Origin of the sequence: Maridesulfovibrio frigidus DSM 17176, assembly GCF_000711735.1 — a bacterium.
Classification (GTDB): domain Bacteria; phylum Desulfobacterota; class Desulfovibrionia; order Desulfovibrionales; family Desulfovibrionaceae; genus Maridesulfovibrio; species Maridesulfovibrio frigidus.
Genome location: NZ_JONL01000005.1, coordinates 160,969 through 181,396, shown reverse-complemented (window position 1 = coordinate 181,396; position 20,428 = coordinate 160,969). Strand labels below are relative to the sequence as shown.

Annotated in this window: 21 protein-coding genes; 11 read left to right on the top strand and 10 right to left on the bottom strand. The window is 43.7% G+C overall.

The annotated features are described in order from the left end of the window. Positions 1 to 34 precede the first annotated feature (34 nt). The 4 genes from BR06_RS0111510 (at position 35) to BR06_RS0111495 (ending at position 3,864) form a co-directional block, all read left to right on the top strand. Positions 35 to 1,063: a TRAP transporter substrate-binding protein gene (locus BR06_RS0111510; protein ID WP_031483098.1), complete on the top strand. Its 1,029-nt coding sequence runs from the start codon at positions 35 to 37 to the stop codon at positions 1,061 to 1,063. A 69-nt stretch (positions 1,064 to 1,132) separates the two neighbouring features. After that, a complete protein-coding gene (locus BR06_RS0111505; RefSeq protein ID WP_031483096.1) occupies positions 1,133 to 1,645 on the top strand; it encodes a TRAP transporter small permease in 513 nt (170 codons plus the stop codon). Between the two features lie 5 nt (positions 1,646 to 1,650). Then, complete coding sequence (locus BR06_RS0111500) at positions 1,651 to 2,955, top strand: TRAP transporter large permease (RefSeq protein WP_031483095.1); 1,305 nt, start codon at positions 1,651 to 1,653, stop codon at positions 2,953 to 2,955. 12 nt (positions 2,956 to 2,967) lie between these two features. Beyond that, positions 2,968 to 3,864 (top strand): RluA family pseudouridine synthase, encoded by an 897-nt coding sequence (locus BR06_RS0111495; RefSeq protein ID WP_031483093.1) that lies wholly within the window; start codon positions 2,968 to 2,970, stop codon positions 3,862 to 3,864. 98 nt (positions 3,865 to 3,962) lie between these two features. Here BR06_RS0111495 and BR06_RS0111490 read toward each other — a convergent pair whose 3' ends face one another. Genes BR06_RS0111490 through BR06_RS0111465 form a run of 6 tightly spaced genes read right to left on the bottom strand, consistent with a single transcriptional unit; the run spans position 3,963 to position 9,063 of the window. Continuing rightward, positions 3,963 to 4,349, bottom strand: a complete 387-nt coding sequence (locus BR06_RS0111490; protein ID WP_031483091.1) for a 4Fe-4S dicluster domain-containing protein — start codon at positions 4,347 to 4,349, stop codon at positions 3,963 to 3,965. Between the two features lie 11 nt (positions 4,350 to 4,360). Then, positions 4,361 to 5,437, bottom strand: a complete 1,077-nt coding sequence (locus BR06_RS0111485; RefSeq protein WP_031483088.1) for a hydrogenase large subunit — start codon at positions 5,435 to 5,437, stop codon at positions 4,361 to 4,363. A gap of 48 nt (positions 5,438 to 5,485) precedes the next feature. Next, a complete protein-coding gene (locus BR06_RS0111480) occupies positions 5,486 to 5,845 on the bottom strand; it encodes an NADH-quinone oxidoreductase subunit C (protein ID WP_031483086.1) in 360 nt (119 codons plus the stop codon). A 27-nt stretch (positions 5,846 to 5,872) separates the two neighbouring features. Next, positions 5,873 to 6,307, bottom strand: coding sequence for an NADH-quinone oxidoreductase subunit B family protein (locus BR06_RS0111475; protein WP_031483084.1), 435 nt, complete (start codon positions 6,305 to 6,307; stop codon positions 5,873 to 5,875). A gap of 3 nt (positions 6,308 to 6,310) precedes the next feature. Further along, positions 6,311 to 7,159 carry a respiratory chain complex I subunit 1 family protein gene (locus BR06_RS0111470; RefSeq protein WP_031483082.1) on the bottom strand — a complete coding sequence of 283 codons (849 nt, stop codon included), beginning with the start codon at positions 7,157 to 7,159 and terminating at the stop codon, positions 6,311 to 6,313. Further along, positions 7,159 to 9,063, bottom strand: a complete 1,905-nt coding sequence (locus BR06_RS0111465; protein WP_031483081.1) for an NADH-quinone oxidoreductase subunit 5 family protein — start codon at positions 9,061 to 9,063, stop codon at positions 7,159 to 7,161. The genes BR06_RS0111470 and BR06_RS0111465 overlap by 1 nt, the downstream gene beginning before the upstream one ends. A gap of 387 nt (positions 9,064 to 9,450) precedes the next feature. Here BR06_RS0111465 and BR06_RS0111460 point away from each other — a divergent pair, with 387 nt between their 5' ends. Then, entirely contained in the window at positions 9,451 to 9,873 is a 423-nt protein-coding gene (locus tag BR06_RS0111460) for a C40 family peptidase (RefSeq protein WP_235727718.1), read from the top strand. 72 nt (positions 9,874 to 9,945) lie between these two features. Here BR06_RS0111460 and BR06_RS0111455 read toward each other — a convergent pair whose 3' ends face one another. Continuing rightward, positions 9,946 to 10,452, bottom strand: a complete 507-nt coding sequence (locus BR06_RS0111455; protein WP_031483076.1) for a hypothetical protein — start codon at positions 10,450 to 10,452, stop codon at positions 9,946 to 9,948. Positions 10,453 to 10,974: 522 nt separating this feature from the next. Here BR06_RS0111455 and BR06_RS0111445 point away from each other — a divergent pair. The 6 genes from BR06_RS0111445 (at position 10,975) to BR06_RS0111420 (ending at position 17,473) form a co-directional block, all read left to right on the top strand. Then, positions 10,975 to 11,274, top strand: coding sequence for an FmdB family zinc ribbon protein (locus tag BR06_RS0111445; protein ID WP_031483074.1), 300 nt, complete (start codon positions 10,975 to 10,977; stop codon positions 11,272 to 11,274). Between the two features lie 99 nt (positions 11,275 to 11,373). Next, a complete protein-coding gene (gene purB / locus BR06_RS0111440; protein WP_031483071.1) occupies positions 11,374 to 12,669 on the top strand; it encodes an adenylosuccinate lyase in 1,296 nt (431 codons plus the stop codon). A gap of 320 nt (positions 12,670 to 12,989) precedes the next feature. Then, the gene (locus tag BR06_RS0111435) at positions 12,990 to 14,207 is read left to right on the top strand and encodes a L,D-transpeptidase family protein (protein WP_235727717.1); all 1,218 of its coding nucleotides are present in this window, start codon (positions 12,990 to 12,992) and stop codon (positions 14,205 to 14,207) included. Beyond that, the gene (locus BR06_RS0111430) at positions 14,207 to 14,911 is read left to right on the top strand and encodes a hypothetical protein (protein ID WP_031483067.1); all 705 of its coding nucleotides are present in this window, start codon (positions 14,207 to 14,209) and stop codon (positions 14,909 to 14,911) included. Before BR06_RS0111435 ends, BR06_RS0111430 begins: the two co-directional genes overlap by 1 nt. Positions 14,912 to 14,957: 46 nt before the next feature. Beyond that, a complete protein-coding gene (locus tag BR06_RS0111425; RefSeq protein WP_235727716.1) occupies positions 14,958 to 16,619 on the top strand; it encodes a M99 family carboxypeptidase catalytic domain-containing protein in 1,662 nt (553 codons plus the stop codon). 44 nt (positions 16,620 to 16,663) lie between these two features. Next, the gene (locus tag BR06_RS0111420) at positions 16,664 to 17,473 is read left to right on the top strand and encodes a sugar phosphate isomerase/epimerase family protein (RefSeq protein ID WP_031483064.1); all 810 of its coding nucleotides are present in this window, start codon (positions 16,664 to 16,666) and stop codon (positions 17,471 to 17,473) included. 138 nt (positions 17,474 to 17,611) lie between these two features. On the opposite strand, the gene BR06_RS0111415 is transcribed toward BR06_RS0111420, so the two are convergent. Genes BR06_RS0111415 through BR06_RS0111405 form a run of 3 tightly spaced genes read right to left on the bottom strand, consistent with a single transcriptional unit; the run spans position 17,612 to position 20,404 of the window. Next, complete coding sequence (locus tag BR06_RS0111415; RefSeq protein WP_031483062.1) at positions 17,612 to 18,949, bottom strand: TRAP transporter large permease; 1,338 nt, start codon at positions 18,947 to 18,949, stop codon at positions 17,612 to 17,614. Then, on the bottom strand, positions 18,939 to 19,427 hold the full coding sequence (locus BR06_RS0111410; RefSeq protein WP_235727715.1) for a TRAP transporter small permease subunit: 489 nt from the start codon (positions 19,425 to 19,427) through the stop codon (positions 18,939 to 18,941). The genes BR06_RS0111415 and BR06_RS0111410 overlap by 11 nt, the downstream gene beginning before the upstream one ends. 2 nt (positions 19,428 to 19,429) lie before the next feature. After that, a complete protein-coding gene (locus BR06_RS0111405) occupies positions 19,430 to 20,404 on the bottom strand; it encodes a TRAP transporter substrate-binding protein (protein WP_031483057.1) in 975 nt (324 codons plus the stop codon). Between the last annotated feature and the right edge of the window lie 24 nt (positions 20,405 to 20,428).

The following is a 20,428-nucleotide window of genomic DNA, read 5'->3' as shown; positions in this document are numbered from 1 at the left end:
TTTAAAAGTAAGCCCTTAAGAAGAGGAGAGGACCATGATTAGACTAGGACGTATTACAGGCTTGTTTGCCGTTTTAATGGTGAGTGCAGTAATGTTTTGCTCAGTTTCTTCACTGCATGCTGCAGAGATAAGCCTTAGCTACGCAAACTTTCCACCTGCAAAGACTTTTCCTTGTGTTCAGATGGAACGCTGGAAAGTTGAAGTTGAAAAAAGAACTTCCGGTAAAGTGCAGGTTCAGACTTATCCTGGATCAACTTTGCTTGGTGCTAAGACCACTTTGCGCGGAGTTATGCAGGGGCAGGCTGATATCGGCTGTGTGAGCATCGCTTATCATCCCGGCGCATTCCCTTTAAGTTCAGTTTTTGAACTTCCCCTTGGCTATACGACTTCTACTTCTGCAAGCCTCGCACTCTGGGATCTTTTCCAGAAGCATCAGCCTAAAGAATTCAAGAAATTTAAAGTGCTGACTATGTTCACATCAGCTCCTTCAAACTTGATGACCAAGACTCCTATCCGTACTCTTAAAGATCTGAACGGACTTGAGCTTCGTGCATCAGGAATTTTGTCAAAAATTTTAAGCTCAATCGGAGCAACTCCTGTTTCCATGCCGATGTCTGCAACTCCTGAAGCTTTGCAGAAGGGTGTAGTTAAAGGGCTGTTCTCTTCCTTTGATGTACTTAAAGATATGAACTTCGCTGAAATTTGTCGCTACGAGACAGTTACAAATACTGCTGTATATCCTTTCGCAATCATTATGAATTTGAGCACATGGGAAGGTCTTCCTGATGATGTTAAAAAAGTAATGAATGACCTTGGCCGCGAACAGGCTGAGTGGACAGGTAAATACATGGATCAGCATGTTAATGATTCACTTGCATGGTCTAAAGAAAAATACGGCATTGAGATTATTACCATGCCTGACGCTGATATGAATATTATCAAAGAAAAGACATTGCCTTTGATCGAAGATTGGAAGACTAAAGCAGCAAGTGCAGATATTGATGGTGATGCTGTTCTTGCTGAAGTTGAAGGTTCCCGCGCTCTGTATGAGCCTGCAAAATAATTATTGCAGCTAATTTAATAGTAATTAAATATCCCCGTCCCTAGGGCGGGGAGTAATTGAAATGAGATTATGATCAATAAATTGGAAAAAATTTCTATTTGGTTTTGCCGTGCGCTCGCTGGAATAGCGGGGGTGGCTTTAACTGCTATGGTCTTGCTTGCATGTGCGAACATGGTTTTCCGCGCAACATGGGTTCCTGTTAAAGGAACGTTTGAGCTTATGGGCTTTTTCGGAGCTGTGACGGCGGGCTTCTCGCTTGCATTTTCACAGTTTTACCGCAGTCATATTGCGGTGGGGCTTTTTTACAGCAAATTCCCGAAACCCATTCAAAAATTTCTTGATGTGGTTACAGGGCTAGTTTCGTGTGTTTTCTTTGCCCTTTGCGCAATAGAAACAACTAAATGGGGCATGTTCTTGTTTGATTTAGGCGAAATGTCTGAAACTTTAGGGATACCATTTTATCCATTTGTTTTTGCCGTCGCATTCGGTTGTGCGGTGATGGCTTTTATTCTTCTACTTGACCTTGTCAGAACTATTTCTGGAAATGAACCTCTTAAGCCCGCAGAATTGGGCAGTAAATAATCAGTATGGAACCAATCACAATAGGTTTAATCGGCATTGTATGTTTGCTTTTGATAATTCTTACTTTGCGCATCCCAGTCGGGTTTGCCATGGGAATTATCGGCTTTATCGGCTTTGCAAAAGTTCTTAATCTCAAGGCCGCATATGGCATGCTTGGCACTGAAGTATGGAATGTTTTCTCTTCGTACGGGCTTACCGTAATACCTCTTTTTATCTTGATGGGGCAGATTTGCTTTCACTCAGGAGTTAACGAGCGGTTATATAAATCGGCCTACGCGTGGATGGGGCATATTCGTGGCGGAATCGCAATGGCCACTGTTATGGCCTGCGCCGGATTTGCGGCAATCTGCGGCTCCAATACTGCTACTGCTGCGACCATGAGTACTGTTGCCCTGCCTGAAATGAAAAAATTTGGCTATAATCCAATTCTAAGCACTGGCTCTGTTGCAGCCGGCGCGACTCTTGGCGTTGTTATTCCGCCGAGTGTCGTGTTGATTATTATTGGACTCCAGACAGGAGAATCCATTGGACGCCTCTTTCTAGGTGGAGTTATTCCCGGAATTCTTTTGTGTGTGCTGTTCTTAGTAACGGTTTATTGCATGTGCCTTAGGCACCCTGATTGGGGCCCAGCCGGACCTGAAGTAAGTTTTAAAGATAAGCTGAGGTCCTTACCCGGTTCTATTGAGATGGTTATCCTTTTCTTCCTCGTCATGGGGGGATTGTTTGCAGGATGGTTTACACCGACTGAAGCTGGAGCAGCCGGAACCGCGTTTGCCTTGCTGATAGCTGTCATCTCGGGTCAGATGTCCTTTAAGCGCTTTGCAGCGTCTGTTACGGACACTTTGAAAGTGTCTTGCATGATCATGACCGTTATTCTCGGAGCAATCATCTTCGGGCGCTTTCTGGCTGTTACAAGGTTGCCTTTCGAGGCGGCGGATATGGTTGCCGGATTGCCGATTCCCCCGACTGTTATTATTCTGCTGATTTGCGTGATTTATATCATTGGCGGAATGGTCATGGATGCCCTTGCTCTTTTGCTAATCACTATTCCTATCTTTTTCCCGATGGTTGTCGCCATGGGGTATGATCCTATTTGGTTCGGCGTGCTCATCACCATTGTTACTTCTATGGGCGCAATTACTCCTCCAGTTGGTGTTACCACATTCATTGTGGCATCCATGGCTGAGGATGTTGCTATTGACCGGGTTTTCCTAGGCGTAAGTTATTTTATGATCGCCTATACCGCGCTTGTAGGGCTTCTTTTAGTTGCACCTCAGCTTGTTACTTTCTTACCCAGATTTATGGGCTAGCTGTTAATATTTATGCCAGCAGAATTAGTTACGGTCACAAGTGCCGAAGCCGGGCAGAAGTTAGTGCGCTTTCTTGAACGGAGAGTGGACGGAACAGTGCCGCGCGCAGCTGTTATGCGTTGGATTCGTAAGGGGTATGTTCGAGTGGATAAGGGCAGACGCAAACCCTTTGACCTCGTAAAAGAGGGCCAGATTGTCCGCATTCCTCCTTACAAAGCGGATGAAGTTGCTGAGAAAGTTCAGCGTGCTCCTCTTGAAATACTTTATGAAGACGATGATTACGTAGCGGTTCTTAAACCTGCGGGATTACCTTCCCAAGGTGGAACTGGTCATGATGATTCAGTTGTTGACCGCTTATTGTCCATGTACGCCGATTCTCCGTTTAAACCAGCTCCTGCTCATCGACTTGATCGTGATACTTCAGGCGTTTTATTGTCTGGTAAAAGCCATCGCGGACAGAAAGCTCTTTCTGATATGTTCGCAAATGGTGAAGGCGGTAAATTCTATATTGCTGAGGTTAACGGAAGCTGGGTACCGGATGTTCGTAGTGAAAGTTCATGGACTGAGATGCGCGACCTTCTGGAAAAGAGTGGCGAAGCTGGAAAAGAGAGAATGGTTACGGGATCTGGTAAAGAAGCCTTGGCTTCTGTTCTTCCTCTATCGATAGGTGACGATCGTAGTATCCTCTTAGTTCAGTTACATACAGGGCGCACACATCAGATTCGAGTTCAACTTTCCTCACGAGGTTTCCCTATTGCTGGGGATGCAAAGTATGGCGGCAGCAAGGGTGCAATGAAGCTCCATTGCTGGCGCATTGCTACTCCGTGGTTTACAGCGCAGTGTCTGCCTTTGTGGGATGGAGTTGAAAAGTGGAAAGATCGTTTAAGTAAAGCGGAAGAGTCTTTATAATATCCGTTGCAAATTTCATGTACGAAAAAGCCCTCACTACCATATGGTAGCGAGGGCTTTTTTACTTTCAATGAGACAGCTATCTAGCCAAGATTAAATTAATCTTTTTTAGGTGCTGCTTTTTTCTTTTTAGGAACTTTGAGTTTTCCAACCTGTTCAATCATGTCGCGAGTCGCAGATGGTTTGCGATGGTTCGGTGCCATGCTGAGGCTCTTAGTTGGACAAACGTCAACACAGATGCTGCAGTATACGCATGCAAATGGGTCGCATATCCATTTCCCAGTACCAGCTTCCTTATCTTTGGAAACTGTGATGCACTGTGAAGGACATTTGATCTCACATTTTTTGCAGAAGATGCATTTATCGATGTCATTGAACAGCTCGCCTCTGTAAAGAGGGAAAGGTTCGCGGACTTCGAAAGGGTACATCCTGGTAGAACTTTTCGAGAAGAGATTCTTCAGTACTGTTGGTGTCATTTTAAACATGTTTCAATCTCCTAGCGTTCGGTGCAGCTTATGCACGGGTCGATTGATAGAACAGCAACCGGAACGTCAGCCAGTTCAAGACCTGGCATGAATGCGATAAGCGGAGGAACATTCGCGAACGTCGGGGTTCTGATACGTACTCTTTCAAGGAACTTAGTTCCGTTACCTTTCATGTAGTACATACATTCACCGCGAGGTTGTTCAACACGAGTAATAACTTCGCCTTCAGGATTTCCTTTAACAGGAACAGCGATGTCACCCTGCGGCATTCCGGAGATTGCTGCGCGAACGAGATCTACTGATTGCTGAGCTTCCCTGAATCTGACTTTTGCACGAGCGTAACAGTCTCCATCGTATTCTACGACTGGCTCGAAATCGATTTTGTGGAAAGCAGCATATTTAAGCTGACGCATATCCTGTGAAACACCACTCGCTCTTAGCATAGGACCGGCTGCGCCGAGTTCATATGCCTGCTCTTTTGTGAGTGTTGCAACGCCTTTTGTACGCTTACAGACTGTGTAGTCTTCAAGCATAGTGGCCTGGATAGAGTTTATTTCTTTTTCAGCCTGTGCAACCTCAGTAAGAATCCATGAACACTGTTCTGGGGTGAGGTCCTGACGAACTCCACCAACAACGTTTACAGAAACAATTACACGGCTACCTGTTGTTGCTTCGTTAAGATCCATGATGCGTTCACGGATACGCCAGAACTGCATGAACAGACTTTCAAACCCGAAAGCATCGGCGAATAGGCCGAGCCAGAGTAAATGACTGTGCATACGATGCAGTTCAGACCATACTGTGCGGAGGTATTTAGCTCTTTCAGGAACTTCTACTCCCATCATTTCTTCGATACCCTGACAGTAACAAAGAGAATGAACCATGGAGCAGATACCACAAACACGTTCAACAATCTGAATCATCTGGTTGAAATCGCGGATTTCAGCAAGTTTTTCCAGACCTCTATGAACATATCCAAGCGCGGGAATGGCTTCCTTTACGATCTCGTCTTCGCAGACAAGTTTCAAGTGCAGCGGTTCCGGAAGAACAGGATGCTGCGGACCGAAAGGTATGATGGTGCGTGCCATAATTTACCCTATAGTTGTTTTCGTCTTGATGTCATCCGGAGAGACGAATTATTTTTTAACAGTCATCGCCTTTGCGTTATTACACATAGGGATGGTGGTGATTTCCTCATCCAAGTACAGAGTACGTCCGAAGTCGAGAACAAGGCCGTCGAACATAATGCCGAACTGGTCCTGAATTTCGTTTTCTACAAGCAGAGCGGCAAAGATGACGCCACTGATTGAAGGACAGTTTGTTCCTTTAGGAACAGTTACTCTATAGTTGGTAAGAACCAGCTCTTTGTCGAAGGTGTAGATAATATCAAAGTTATCTGCATCCAATTGGGTACAGCTCAAAGCGACAAGACGTTGTCCGTCGCTTTTCATCTTTGAAGCTTCTCCGACAACTGCGTCCAGTGTTACTTCTTTCATGTTTTCTATCACGTTATTATCCCTCGTTTAGCCTTTAAGGCCTTCAAACTTGGCAAGGGCTGCGACCACGCCGTCGATGATAGCTTCAGGTTTTGCAGGACATCCCGGAACGTATACGTCCACTGGGATAACCTTGTCGATTCCGCCGAGTACATTATAGCACTCACGGAAGACTCCACCTGAGAGACCACATGCTCCAATGGCGATAACGCCTTTTGGATCAGGCATTTGATCGTAGATGTTGCGTAATACCTTGGCGTTACGGGGATTAACCGTACCGGTGACAAGGAGGACATCTGCATGCTTAGGGTTACCGACGTTGATTACGCCAAAGCGTTCAACATCATACATTGGTGTAAGACATGCCAGAACTTCGATATCGCAGCCGTTACAGCTCCCGCAATCAAAATGCATGATCCAGGGGGACTTGGCGCGTGAATTGTCAATGAATTTCTTCAACATAACTTAACCTGCGTGCAGCCAGATGAGGTTAACAAAAGACATGGCAAGACCGACACTCCAAACGTATTTGAGCATCCAACGCCAAGTCATACGCGCCATAGTATTATCAATCAGAATTTCAGCAAAGTAAGTAGTAGCTAGTAAAACAACTACACCTACGAGGCTTGTGTGCCAGAATAAAGCACAGATTCCGAGGATGAAAATAGTCTCATACCAATGAGCAATTTCAATAATGCCAAGGTACGGACCAGAATAGTCAGTTAGTACACCTTTGACGATTTCCTGATGCGCGTGATGCGATGTGGAGAAGTCAAAAGGTGATTTTCTGAGCTTAATAGTAAGAGCGTAACCGAGCACGATGAACATAAGAGGCAGCTTAACTAAAAGCGGCTGGTCGTAGTTCAAGATTTCATCAATTCTGAAACTTCCGGTTACCATAAAGATGGAAGCGAAAACTAGAATGATGAGTGGTTCGTATGTAAGAACCTGAATCAATTCGCGCTGTGCACCAACCTGACTGAATGGGGAAGGACTTGCTAGTCCACCCATAACCAGGAAGACAGCTCCGATTGCCTGAACAAAGAAGATCAGGAGCAAGTCGGACTGAGCAAACAACAGACCAACAGAGAGTGCTGCAGCGATGAGGTAAACCCATGCGCAGAAAACCTGCCAGAAGTTGTTGATGACTTTTACTTTACCAAACAGTTTGGCAACGTCGTAAAATGGCTGGAGAATCGGAGGACCGAAACGGGACTGAAGACGAGCAGTAATCCGTCTATCAACACCGGAGATCAGGCCGCCGAGTACAGGTGCCACGACTATGCCGAGGATAATTAGAATTAATGTTTCCATTATAAAGCTCCTCCCAGCATAAGTACGATGAGAGCTAGCCCAACGAAGTTAACCCACGTGGTGAGTTTTTCTTCACCGAAGAACGCTTCAAGGTAGTAGTTGCTAGCCTTTAGCTCTACTGGAACATTCATAGGTCCGATGAAGGACTGAACACCAGGTTCTTTGACATTTGCTCCACACATGTAAGATGCACCAGTCTGGATATTTCCAGATTTCTTGGTGTCGATCCATGCGTAAATAAATGCTGCGGCAAGTATTATGAATATTGGGTAAACTGCGAATACGCCTACTGGTGAAGAGAATACACCTGCAGTGATTTCGTATGTCTTACCAACCATCGGTTCGATAAGTCCTGTGTAAATAACAGGAGAGAGCAAAGACAAGCCTACTGTTGCTACAGCGAGTGCAGTCAAAGTAAATCTTGTCAGAATGTTCTGTGGCTCAGCTGGAACTTTCTCACGTAGTGGTCCGGTAAGCAGCATTCCTGCCCAACGTGCCCAGAATACGAGAGAGATAGCACTACCGAGTGAAAGCATTACGATGACAAATAAATCACCGGAAGCAGACTCAATAGCCATCCATTTACCGAGAAGCACTCCGAAAGGAGGCAGAATCATTGTCAAAATACCAACGATTGTGATGATCGCAGTACGTGGCATTTTGAGGTAAAGTCCATGCATGTCTTCGATGTCGCGGCTACCGATTCCGTGCTCAATTGTACCTACGCACAAGAAGAGCAGAGCCTTGGAAGCTGCGTGGAAGATGATCAGGATAATTGCTGCAGTAATGGCCCAAGTAGTATTGATACCAGCACAACAAATGATCAGGCCGAGGTTACTAATAGTAGAGTAAGCAAGAATTTTCTTACCGTTACTCTGACTGATAGCAATAGCGGCACAGGCTAGGAATGTGAAAGCTCCACAAAGAGCGATTCCTTCACTGAGGAATGTTCCTGCGTATGCAGGAGCAAGTCTAAGCACGATGTAAACACCGGCTTTAACCATAGTACTTGAGTGAAGAAGAGCAGATACCGGAGTAGGAGCAACCATAGCTCCGAGTAGCCAGCTCTGGAATGGAATTTGTGCAGCTTTGGTAAATCCAGCCAAGCAGAGGAGTCCGAGAGGAACGAGCATTGCTCCGTCCATAGGACCTGCTTCGAGGATCGCCTGAATGCTGAGGGAGCCAGTCACTGCGTACGCCCAGATCATCCCGAAAACAAAAGCGACACCACCAAGGGAGTTCATCCACAAGGCACGAGTTGCATTTTTGACTGCGATTTCAGTGTCATCATGCGCGATGAGCATGAATGAACAGAACGTAGTCACTTCGAAGAAGAAGTAGAGCCAAAGAATGTTGTTAGAAAGCACCAATCCGTTCATAGCTCCGAGGAACAGAACAAGATAAAAGAAGAATCTCGGCTGGCGAGATTTAACTAGGTGCAAGTGCTCTTCATGTTCTTTCATGTAAGGGATCGCGAAGAAACAAATCAGCGAACCAATAATAGAAATTACCGCGACCATGATCAGTGAAAGGCTGTCAGCGTAGAATGCTGGAACCTCAACTGCATGGTCAACGAAGAATAATTCAAACACAGCAAGTGGGATAATCTGCAGTACTGCAAATATCTTGATAAGCTGATTTTTAAGTTTGAATGCGTAATATAAAATTACGAAGAGCAACGCAAAGTCCGCCAGAGTTACGAGGGAATCCCAACTGATTCCAAAAACCGTACCTGGGGAATAAGTAAATGATCCCTGCCCGAATAGGGCGAGGGAAGTCGCAGCAATGCATACTCCAGTGCCTAGAACGATCATTGTCCTGATCGCACTTACACGTAAAAAGTAGCAGCCTAGAGCAGCCATCAAGGGCAACAAGATGACTAATGCTAGCATCATGGGCAACATACGGACCTCACTGTAACGCGATGTTGTGCCAGATTTAGAAAAACGTACCTCAGCCGTGTTATCAATTTAGGATATGTGTAACCAATCAATATGGTTCACATTTATCACCTAAACCGTAGGAGTTTGTCTTCAAAAATCGAAGAAAAGTCAATACCTAATTGGTATGAAAAGGATTTGAACACTCATAGATAAAGTTGATAACACCCCTTGAGTGCACTAAAATAGAGGAGTCCGAGCTCTGGTAAAGGTAAAATCTATTGCTGATTGGTATAAATCAAGATAAAACCTATAACTATGATCATACATCAAAATAATAGATGCGGATTGTTACTGTGCTTGGGGTTGTTGTGCGCGGTAGTTTTCTTGGCTGGATGTGGGAAGACGGTCGTGTCTGCTCCTGGTCAAAGTTACGGGGGAGCGTCTGCATCTTCTGAGAAAATGCGATCTGTAGTTAGTGTTGCTCGCTCGCAGATTGGTACACCTTATCAATGGGGCGGAGCTTCTCCCTCGCGAGGTTTTGATTGCTCCGGACTTGTATGGTGGGTTTTTGATCAGCATGGAATTAAGGTGCCGCGTGTTTCCTGGCAGCAAATTGATGCTGGAAGGCCCGTCCATTTAAGTAAGATCAAGGCTGGGGATATTGTTTTCTTCAGAATTCCAGGTGGCGGGAAAAGTCTGCATACTGGAATATATACCGGTGATGGCAGTTTCTTTGTTCACAGTCCGAAGAGCGGACATCATGTGCGTGAAGAGTCTATGAACAAAAATTATTGGCGGAAATATTTTATTGGTGCGCGGCGAGTCTTATAGTTTTTGCAGAGCATAAAAAAAGGAGCCCCAATTTGAGGCTCCTTTTACGCGATTATATACTATATAGATATATTACTGAACTGTGGTGCAGGTCGGAGGTTGAATAGCTGCTCCGGGCGCTGCCTTTGTGAGTCTTGAAATATAGTTTTTAACTTCGTCCTGATCTTTCCAGCCAGCATAAAGCTCTTTCCAGTCGCCAAAGGTCATAACTTCGGACTCCAGGTAAGTTTCGTGCCCTTTCATCCAGAGGCTGAATAGGTACGTCTCAATTTTGAAGTTTTTAGAATCGAAAACTTTTGGAATGATTTTTCCAGTGTATTTTGTTCCATCAAAACGGGCACCGATGAAAGCACATACGTTGTTTGTGGATTTCTGCTGGTCGATCTCTTCATTATTGAACATGTCGAGGAGTCCTTTCATGACAGGGTGATCTTTTTCAACCTGATCTCCGACTTCTTTAGGGACTTTGACTATCAGCTTCTTATCTTCTTCAAATATGAAGTAGAATCTCAACCACTGGTCGAACATAAAAACTTCGGAAACATCGTCAAGGGCTCTGAGAAACGCTTTATTTTGCATGTTGTATCCTTGCTGTCTTGATTTACTGAACCATATATGAGGGTCAGGAGTGAACTTTATATGTTCATCATAGGGGGGATAGTCAAGGGGCAAAGCAGATAGAAATTAGTATTTTGGTGAATTTTATGATCTTTTAGTCTCAATCTCCTGTTATTTCGGTCTGTTTGCTGTTTTTGCAAGTATTGCGCAACGGCCCTTTACAATCTCGTACTTTTTGGGGTAATAGGTCGTTCTTTGCAGCATATAATCGTGCAGCAGAGTGCGAAATCTATATTAGGAGGAATGCCAAATGGGTAGACATAAAAAGATCGAACGTAAGAAAGAACTTGAGCGTAAGCGTCACCGTAGAGCTAAAAGAGTGAAAGCTCGTATCGCAGAAGCAAAAGCTGCTGCAGCAAAATAAGCTCTTATATGTAGTGCTTTCCTGAAGCAGGGAGCAGTGCACCCCTCATTTTTTTCAGGGATAGGTCCGCCTGCCTTTCGGGGTATGGCGGGTACCTTTTTTTTTAGATGGAGGGTATTATGCCGATTTACGAATATCAATGTCATGATTGTCAGCAAATTTTTGAAGAATGGCAGACTAATTTTGAAGACAAAGTATTAGAATGTCCTGTTTGTGGCGCTAAAGCCACGAAAGTTCTTTCTAATTCTTCTTTTGTTCTCAAAGGTGGTGGCTGGTATTCTTCTGGATACAGCAAGGCTGAGCCTGCTTCTGGAAAGTCCAGTAGTTCAAGCTCTGCTCGCAGTGATTCTGGTGCGGCCAAAACATCGGCTGCCGGTTCCACTGGATCCACTAGTTCTGATAGTTCAGCAAAGAATTGATTATAGCTTAACGGCCCGGTGTATTCCGGGCCGTTTGCTTTTTTACGGCATTGCCTTTTTAAAATACAGTTTGATAAAAACAAACCGGAAATAATAAAGATGATCGAAAGATATTCTCGTCCCGCTATGAGTGAATTGTGGACTCTTGAAAACCGTTTCAGAGTATGGCTTGAAGTTGAAGTTGCCGTCTGTGAAGCTTGGCATAAACTAGGGCGCATTCCGGCTGAGGATATGAAGAATATCCGTGACAAAGCTGACTTTGAACTGGATCGCATTCTTGAGATTGAAGAAAAGACAAAGCATGATGTTATTGCTTTTCTTACCGCTGTTGAGGAAAAAGTAGGACCTTCTGCCCGCTTTATCCACCTCGGATGTACTTCATCTGACATCGTTGATACCGCAAATGGAGTTATGCTTCATCGTGCCGGTGATATGATTTTGAAAGCTATTGATGAATTTTTAGCCGTTATGAAAGAAATGGCTTTTAAATATAAAGGTAGAATGTGCATGGGCCGTACTCACGGTATTCATGCTGAGCCTACTAGCTTCGGTCTGAAAATGACCGGGTTTTATGCAGAATTTTCTCGTCATCGTGAGCGTATCGAAACAGCTCTTGATGGCGTTAGTGTTGGTAAAATTTCCGGCGCAGTCGGAACTTACGCAATGCTTGATCCTGAAGTTGAACGTATCACTTGTGAACTTCTTGATCTAAATGTTGATCCAATTTCTACTCAGATTATTCAGCGTGACCGTCATGCTGCATTCTTTACTGCTCTTGGTCTTCTCGGTGGCGGAATTGAGCGTCTTGGCGTTGAGCTTAGACATCTTCAGCGCACTGAAGTTCTTGAAGTTGAAGAAGGATTCAGCGCAGGGCAGAAAGGATCTTCTGCAATGCCTCATAAAAAGAATCCTATCTCCGCTGAAAACCTTAGTGGTCTTTCCCGTCTTTTGCGTACAAATGGTTTAGTTGCCATGGAAAATATGCCTTTGTGGCATGAACGTGATATCAGTCATTCCTCTGTTGAAAGAGTGATTATGCCTGATTCCACTATTCTTGCTGATTATATTCTTGGTCGCATGACTGGCGTACTTAAGAGACTTAAGATTAACGGCGATAATATGGATCGTAATCTTATGGCATCCTACGGGCTTTTCTACTCACAGCGAGTTCTACTTGCTCTTGTAGAGTCCGGTCTTGAAAGGCAGAATGCATACGAAATGGTACAGAAAGTAGCCATGTATTGTTGGGATAATAAAGTTTCTTTCCCTGACGAAATTCGCAAGAACAAAGAAATAATCTCTCAGCTTGACGACGGAGCTTTGGATGATGCTTTCGACATGGGATACTACACCAGATACGAAGAATTCATCATTAAAAGAGTTTTTGGAGAATAGTTACGTTGTGAGCTGTTAATACTCAATATTACCCGGTTTTGTCTTCGCGGCAGAACCGGGTACTCTTTTTTGCAGGACTTTCTCTTTCGTGTTAGTAGATTAAATAATATGTTGTTTTATTGCTGTTTTCAGGCGTAGATCACACATTTTTATAGTTCTCTTGGTTGTTCTGCACGGTTGTAGTTTGGGTTACTAACTGATGACCGTTTTAGTGTTAAATTTGATCGTTTTTTTAAAGATATTTCGAACGATGGAGCCTCAGCTTCGGTATGACGCATTTTTTTAAATTCATATTTGCAGTTTGCATAATTAGCGTAAACTTGAGCACTTATTGTATTGCAGAGGGCTGGAAGCCTGTGCTTGAAAGCACCGCTTTAGTTCCTAGGCTGGTTGTTGCCGTGGATAAAGGTGATCAGAAAATTCACCTCCTCGTGCACAAAAGTCCTTTGCGCGCCGAAGCTACATTTATTTGTGCAACCGGTAAAAAGGCTGGCGACAAGAAAGTTGAAGGAGACCTCAGAACTCCTGAAGGTGTATATTTTACCAAGAGCAAAAGGACCGGACTGGTCAATTTTGAATTGTATGGTGAGATGGCTTTTCCTCTCGATTTTCCAAATCCTGTTGACCGTATCAATGGAAAAACCGGATACGGAATATGGATACATGGACGTGGCAAGGAGCTAGTTGCCATGGACACTCAAGGATGTGTCGCTCTAGAAAATCCTGACATAAATTTCATTGATTCCCGTATAGGAATTGGTACTCCGGTTGTTATAGGTGAAGAAGTTTCATGGAGTAATGCGACTGGCATTCAGGGCGAGGAATCTAAAGAAATTAAGTCCCTTGTTCATAAATGGGCCACAGATTGGTCTAACCGTGATTCCGGTTTTTTTGATACTTATTCGAGCAAACTTTTCGCTAAGACTGAAGGCCGATCTTTCAAATATTTCAAAAAGCGCAAACAGAAAATATTTTCAAATACAGCATGGGTAGATGTCTCTGTTTTTAATCTCAGGGCTCTTCCCGGTCCTGATTACTGGGTGACATGGTTCGATCAGTATTACAGATCAGGGCGTCTTTCTTCTTCGACAACGAAACGATTGTATTGGCAGAAAATTGATGGAAAGTGGAAGATTGTAGGCCGTGAGTATGGTCCTGCTTCGAACTCTTTTTCAAAAGCATACCTTGCACTCAAGCGGAAAAGCATTCTTGCATTTCTTGATGACTGGCGAAGCGGTTGGCTGACTGCTGACATTGATGCTTATTCTACTATGTATGATTCAAAGGCCAGACAGGGAAAGATGCGCGGTTTAAGTTTGATTGCGGAACACAAAAAATCCATATGGGAAAAGCGTAAACCATCTATTATTGAATTTAATAAGGTCAGGCTTAAAGAACATCCTCAAGGAATAGAAGTTGCTTTTAAGCAATCCTATTCCGATATATCTGGTTATAGCGATTTTGGTAGCAAGAAGCTAATCCTTCGCCCTGTTAATGGCGGATGGCGTATCGTAGACGAACAATGGAGCAGTCGCTAATGGGTAATACCAAGTATAATGTTCTTTTCATGCGCGATGATGATACTGTTAAAAGGTACAGGTTGAGCCCTTTTTGGCTTAGTGTCTTTTTTTGGTTTATTCTCCTGCTTGCAGCCTGTGCTGGAGTTGGAGCTTGGTCTGGATATAATTTCTGGAACCAAAATACTGAACTCAGACAAGATAAGCTTGCATTGCAGAAGAATCTGAATGACGCTTCTATTCAGCTTGAGCGACTTGAAAATGTTAATAAAATTTTAGATTCCTATGATCCGAATGATGTCCAATCTCTTTTAGCTTCGGTTCCTGTGGAGGAAAAGAAACTTGAGATCTCTTCCGGGACTGATTTAAAGAAGTTATTATTTTATAAAAATCTTATGCGCGCCGGTGTTGAGAATGTAAAACTTCGTTATTCAGGTGGAAGTCTTGCTTTGAGCTTTGATCTGAATAATCTGCAAACTTCTTCTTCACTTAGTGGTGTTGCTGGAGTTGAACTTATTGCCAACGATGGGTATGGTTCACTTCTTAAAATAAATCGCAACGACATGGCTTTTCACATTCAGAGATTCAAAGTTGTCAGAACAAGATTCGCTTTGCCGTCCGGGATGGCACTAAAAGATATGTATGGTCTCCGCCTGATGATAAACACAAATAATAATGAGCTAATATTCAGTGAAGTATACCCTCTGTCGCGTATTTTTAATTAGCATTTTTACGCTTATTTTAGCAGTACCTTCCGCACATGCTCAGCATATGCGGAGCTTTACTTTTTTTGAAGGAACTCAGTATCCATTGCGTGTTACTTGGGTTTTTGGTGATGAACCTGGGCCTACGATAATGGTTCAGGGCGGTATTCAGGGCGATGAACTTTCAGGGTTTTTCACAGGTCAGTTGCTTACTCGCAGTAAAGTGCGCAAAGGTAATTTGATTATTATTCCTCGTGCGAACGAACCATCCATCCTTCGGCGTGCCCGCCAGATCAATGTTGATCTTAATAGAAGATTCGACAAAGAATACAATAATTTCTACGAAGATAGGCTTGCCAAGGCTATTCGATTTTTACTTAATGACGCTGATGGTTTCATCCATCTTCACGAAGGAAGTGGCTTTTATAGTCCCACTTATGTAAATAAATTGCGAAATCCCAAACGTTATGGCCAATCAATGATCATTGATGCCGGGGTATATAAGAATATTCAATTGGCGGAAATGTGTCAGCGTGCTATTTCTCGTTTGAATGCAGATATTCCAAATAAAGCTTTCCGGTTTACTCTTTTTAATACAGACACATTTGCCACAGCCACTCAGTATCCTGAAATGCTTAAGTCTTTAACTTGCTATGCTCTAGTTGAGCGGGGAATTCCCGCAATGGCCGTTGAGGTAAGTAAGAATATAAGAAATCTAGAGTGGAAAGTTCGTGAGCAGTTGAAGGCGACCGTTTATTTACTTGAAGAGTTTGGTCTGGAACTTAGTGTACCCGAATTTTCATTTCCTAAAGCAGGTAGGCCTGCTGGTTTGGAAATAAAAGTTAATGGAAGCCCGCTTATAGGGAAGAGTGTGAACCTTGTTCGCGGTGGCCCCGTTTCAACTTCGGGTACAGGCAAGGCAATGACTCATTCCGGTCTGGACCCTGCTGTAGCTGTTTTTGCAAGCGATCGTCCGAACCTTAATTTACTTACAGCTCCACGCATGGCACTATCATCATTTCCAGCTCTTGAAGTTAGCCTTGATGGTAGCAAAATGACCACTGCCAAGGTGCGCTGGACTGGTCAGAATGATAATTCTCCTGAGCCGCATGGGCCTGTGTTTTTGTGTTGGTTAAATGGAGACCCACATTTTGTTTCCGCTTCTGGCGTTTTAAATGCTGTGGAGGGGGACCAGTTCATAATTGAAGGCGTGCTTGGTAGTAACAGAAATGAAATCCTGAACTTAAAGGGTTTTGTCGCTTCTGTTATGGTGAATAGCGGGCAGGATATTGGGCATGAAATTATTGCAGATCCCGGAAATTTTATGGAAAAGTATAGATTGATCACAAATGACGGTAGTTTTCGCTATAGAATAGCAAGAGAAACTCCCGGCAAGCGTGGAACAGAATTTTATATTTCAATTCGTCCTCGCGTAATTAAGGCTCTTGAACTTGGTAGAGCGCATGGTTCAGATTTATTAATTAAGTGGGAACGTAATAAGGTTAACGAAATTCCGGCTGATAGATATGTTCTTACTGAGGCTTGGAGCAACGGTAAGCTTGATAAAATTCAGCCATTCCTCGATAGAATCCCTGTTGCATGGGGTGAATCATTTAATGTTGAAGCTGGTAAGGATGTAACACTTACTCTTCGGCATTCGACTACATTTGAGTCTGTTGGTGAAATGGTGTTCAGAGGTTCGGAAGTTCTTCATACTTCGCTGAATTAAATATCTCAAATTATCGCGTAAAACTGTTTAATGTGGGGAATGAGATGAAAGCCGGATTCGAAAACTGCTACGTGAATCTTCCTCTTAGATATATTTATACCACGCCAGAATATCTTGATTTTTTTATCGAAAATTCAATCCAGCCAGAACTCGGCTTAGACTGCCTTGGCAATGAGTGCATGAGCAAGGATTGGCTATTATCAATCAGAGACAGGCTTGGTGATGCAGGATTGAAGTGTACTGCTCACCTCCCATTTCTGGACTTAAAACCAGCGAGTCTTAATCCTGCCATTAGAGACGCATCCATTGATACTCTGTGCGGTGCTTTCGAACTCGCAAAGATCTTTTCTCCCCAGCGCATGGTTATGCATCCTTCTTTTGCTTCATGGCTTGAAGCGCCTCTCTTTGAAGGGGCTTATCAGAATTGTCTAGAAGGGATAGCCAGACTTAGTGATTCATGGCCTGATCACCCGATGCTTTGCCTTGAAAATACATATGAATATGATCCGGGTCCTATTGTTCAGGTTATTGATGACCTTGATCGGGATAATATCGGTGTATGTTTTGATTTGGGCCATTGGCATTCCTTTTCTAAAGGATCTGAAAAGGGTGATTTTGATTTTTGGTTCGATTCATTTGCTCCTTACATTAGACATCTTCACCTTCATGATAATAAAGGTGGGAAGGATGATCACTTGGCTCTTGGGCAGGGGACTATGGATTGGGATCATATAGTCTCAAGGGTGAAAGAACTTGATCCATTACCGACTATCACTTTGGAGCCGCATAATCGTGATGATTTTGACGTGAGTATTGAATTTTTTAATAAGAATATTGCGCCGTCTCTTTTCTAGACTTTCATGGTTCAGTTGGGTTTTAAGTGAAAGTATAAGCGTCAACATTTTGCTACGAAAAATAGCTGAAATAAAAAAAGGTTCCCTGACTGATAGTCTGGGAACCTTTTTTTATAGCGTATATATTATCTTTGGAAGTTACATATTAATCATTTTTTCTGGAAGATAGAAAACTATTTCCGGGAACACTGTGACTATGATGACCATAAACACCATGATTAAGAAGAAAGGGAATGTTGCTTTCAGGATGTCTTTCACATCGTCGTTGGTAATGTATTGAATTACGAAGATCGAGAATCCTACGGGCGGCGTAACTTGCGAGAGTTCAACCATAAATACTACGAAAATACCGAACCATAGTGGGTCAAATCCACCAGCTATAACGATGGGTAAAACTATTGGCAGCGTCATTACCACTATGGATATTCCGTCCAAAATCATTCCAAGCATTACATACATGAGGCCTAGTACAAATATTAGCATGTAAGGGGATAGGCCCAACGTTGCTATGAATTTGCTGAGGGCGGTGGCGATTCCCAGAAAGCCGACAACTTGTGAAAGAAATGCTGCGCCCGCGATAATAAAGCAGATCATTCCGCTTGTTTTTACGGCGGATAGTAACGCTTCTTTAAAGTTTGCAATCGTGAGGTTTTTAAACCACATGGCAATCGCCAGTGCTCCGAGGACTCCGATTACTGCTGCTTCTGTGGGAGTTGTAAGGCCAGCGTAAATTCCGCCTAGTACAAGTGTGATGAGCAGAAGTACCGGAAAGAGATCTTTCAGTGATGCAATGCGCTGAGCTGCGGTGAACGTTTCTTTTTCCTGTGGAACCAGTTCAGGAGTAATCATACAGCGAATCATTATGTACACGGAGTAGCTAGTCGCAAGCATTAATCCGGGAATGACTCCCGCTATGAAGAGCTGTCCAATGGATGTGTCAGACAAAATTCCGTAGATAATCATTATTAAGCTTGGCGGGATCAAGAAACCAAGTGTGCCGGAACCTGCTAGAGAGCCAATGGCTAAGCTTTTGTGGTACCCTCGGCTTGATAGTTCATTGTAAGTGATCTTTCCTACTGTCGCCGTGGTTGCCGCGCTTGAGCCAGATACAGCTGCAAAGAGTGAGCAGGCTACAACATTAATATGATAGAGCTTGCCCGGGACGTTTGAAAGCCACGGTACAAGGCCGTTTAATAGTCTTGTCGAGATGGATGTTCGGTAGAGAATTTCACCCATCAGAATAAACAGTGGCAGTGCGGATAATGGCCACGAGTTAAGGGTGTTCCATGCAGAATTTGCCATTAAATCGCCTATTTTATCCCAGATGGATATTGTCGGCGGGAGATTCATTTCGCAGGCGAGCATTCCGCAGAAAGCAGCAGCATAGAGTGAAAAACCAATCCACAGACCGGAGAGCAAAAAGAGCGCCATCGCCCCTACGAGTACAAGGGCAAGAATTAAAGGATCACTTATCATTTGTGGCTCTCCTGGCAATAAACGCGAACATTTGTAAGAGAAGCAAGAACAACCCTATAGGGATAGATAGTTGCGGAATCCACAAAGGAGTTTCCGCGATGGTGTCCGCGGTCATTTCCAGTTCCCAAGTTTCGTAGACCATTTGTGTTGCGTAAAAAAGGCCGAAGGAAGTAATCACTGAGGCGAGTATTCCGGAAATGATATCAGCAACGCGCTTGCCTGCATCTGAAAAATGGATTGTCACCAGATTAATACGGATAAGTCCGTCTTCTTTCATAGTGTACCCAAGGCCAAGAAAAATAATAAGAACGAGAGTGTATCCGCCATATTCACTGGAGACCAGTGTTGATGTATTGAGTACTGCTCGTAGAAAAATCTCAACAACAACAAGCCCGACAATAAATATCATGCCGAGAGCCGAAAGAAAGGCCCCTCCTACGGAGAGGCCTTCAATTATTCTGATAACTTGGCGCAACATAATTACTTTCTGTAAGCTTCAATGGAAGCTTTAAAGCCTTTTTTAGCTGATTTAAGAGTGTCAGCAAGCATTGTGTCTGCATCTTTAGCAATCATGTCAGCAACTTCTTTAGTCGGTTCAGAAATTGTGATCCCCTTCTCTGCAAGGATTTTGAGGGATTCGTCATTACTTTTGCTGGACTGCGCCCACTGGTATTCTTCCATTTCTTTAGCCGCTTTCGTCATTGCTTCCTGCTGCGCTGGATTCAAAGCATTCCAGTAATCAATGTTGATTACCATCATGTTAAGCGGGAAAGCGTAATTGATTTTAGAGAAGTACTTAACGTTTTCCCAGAATTTACCGTCTTTTCCTGATACTGCGGAAGTAAGAACTGAATCAACAAGTCCAGTCTGTAGTGCGGAGTATAGCTCGCCCCAAGGTAGTGAAAGTGGGCTTGCGCCTGTCATTTTAAGAAGCTCAGCTCCGTTTTTGTCGTATGTGCGGACTTTGATGCCTTTGAAATCTGCAGGAGTTTTGAGCTCTTTCTTTGTGAAGAGTCCGCTTGGAGGCCAAGGGGCTGCGTAAAGAAGCTTCTGTTTCCATTTTTTACATGCTTTATCGTAGTAAGGGCGGGATGCATCATATAGTTTTTTTGCTTCAGCATAGTTTTTTGCGAGCAGAGGCATTGAGCTTACGCCAAATACCTGATCGGAACCGGAAACAACTCCCATGAGAATGTCGGACATTGGGAGGGTTCCGTCTTTTACTGTCTTAAGAAGTTCAGGACCTTTGAATCCGAGAGATCCACCGGGATGAACAGAAATGAGCACGGATCCTTCTGAATATTCTTTGACTTTGTCGGCGAAAAGCTGTGCACCTTGAGAATGAAAATTTGAGGCTCCATAGATTGCGTTGCAGTCCATTTTGATGTCTGAAGCTTGAGCAGATACTGCAAAAACTAAGACCGTCAGTAAAATTGCGATGATTCTTTTGAACATAGTATTTCCCTTCAGATTGAGTTG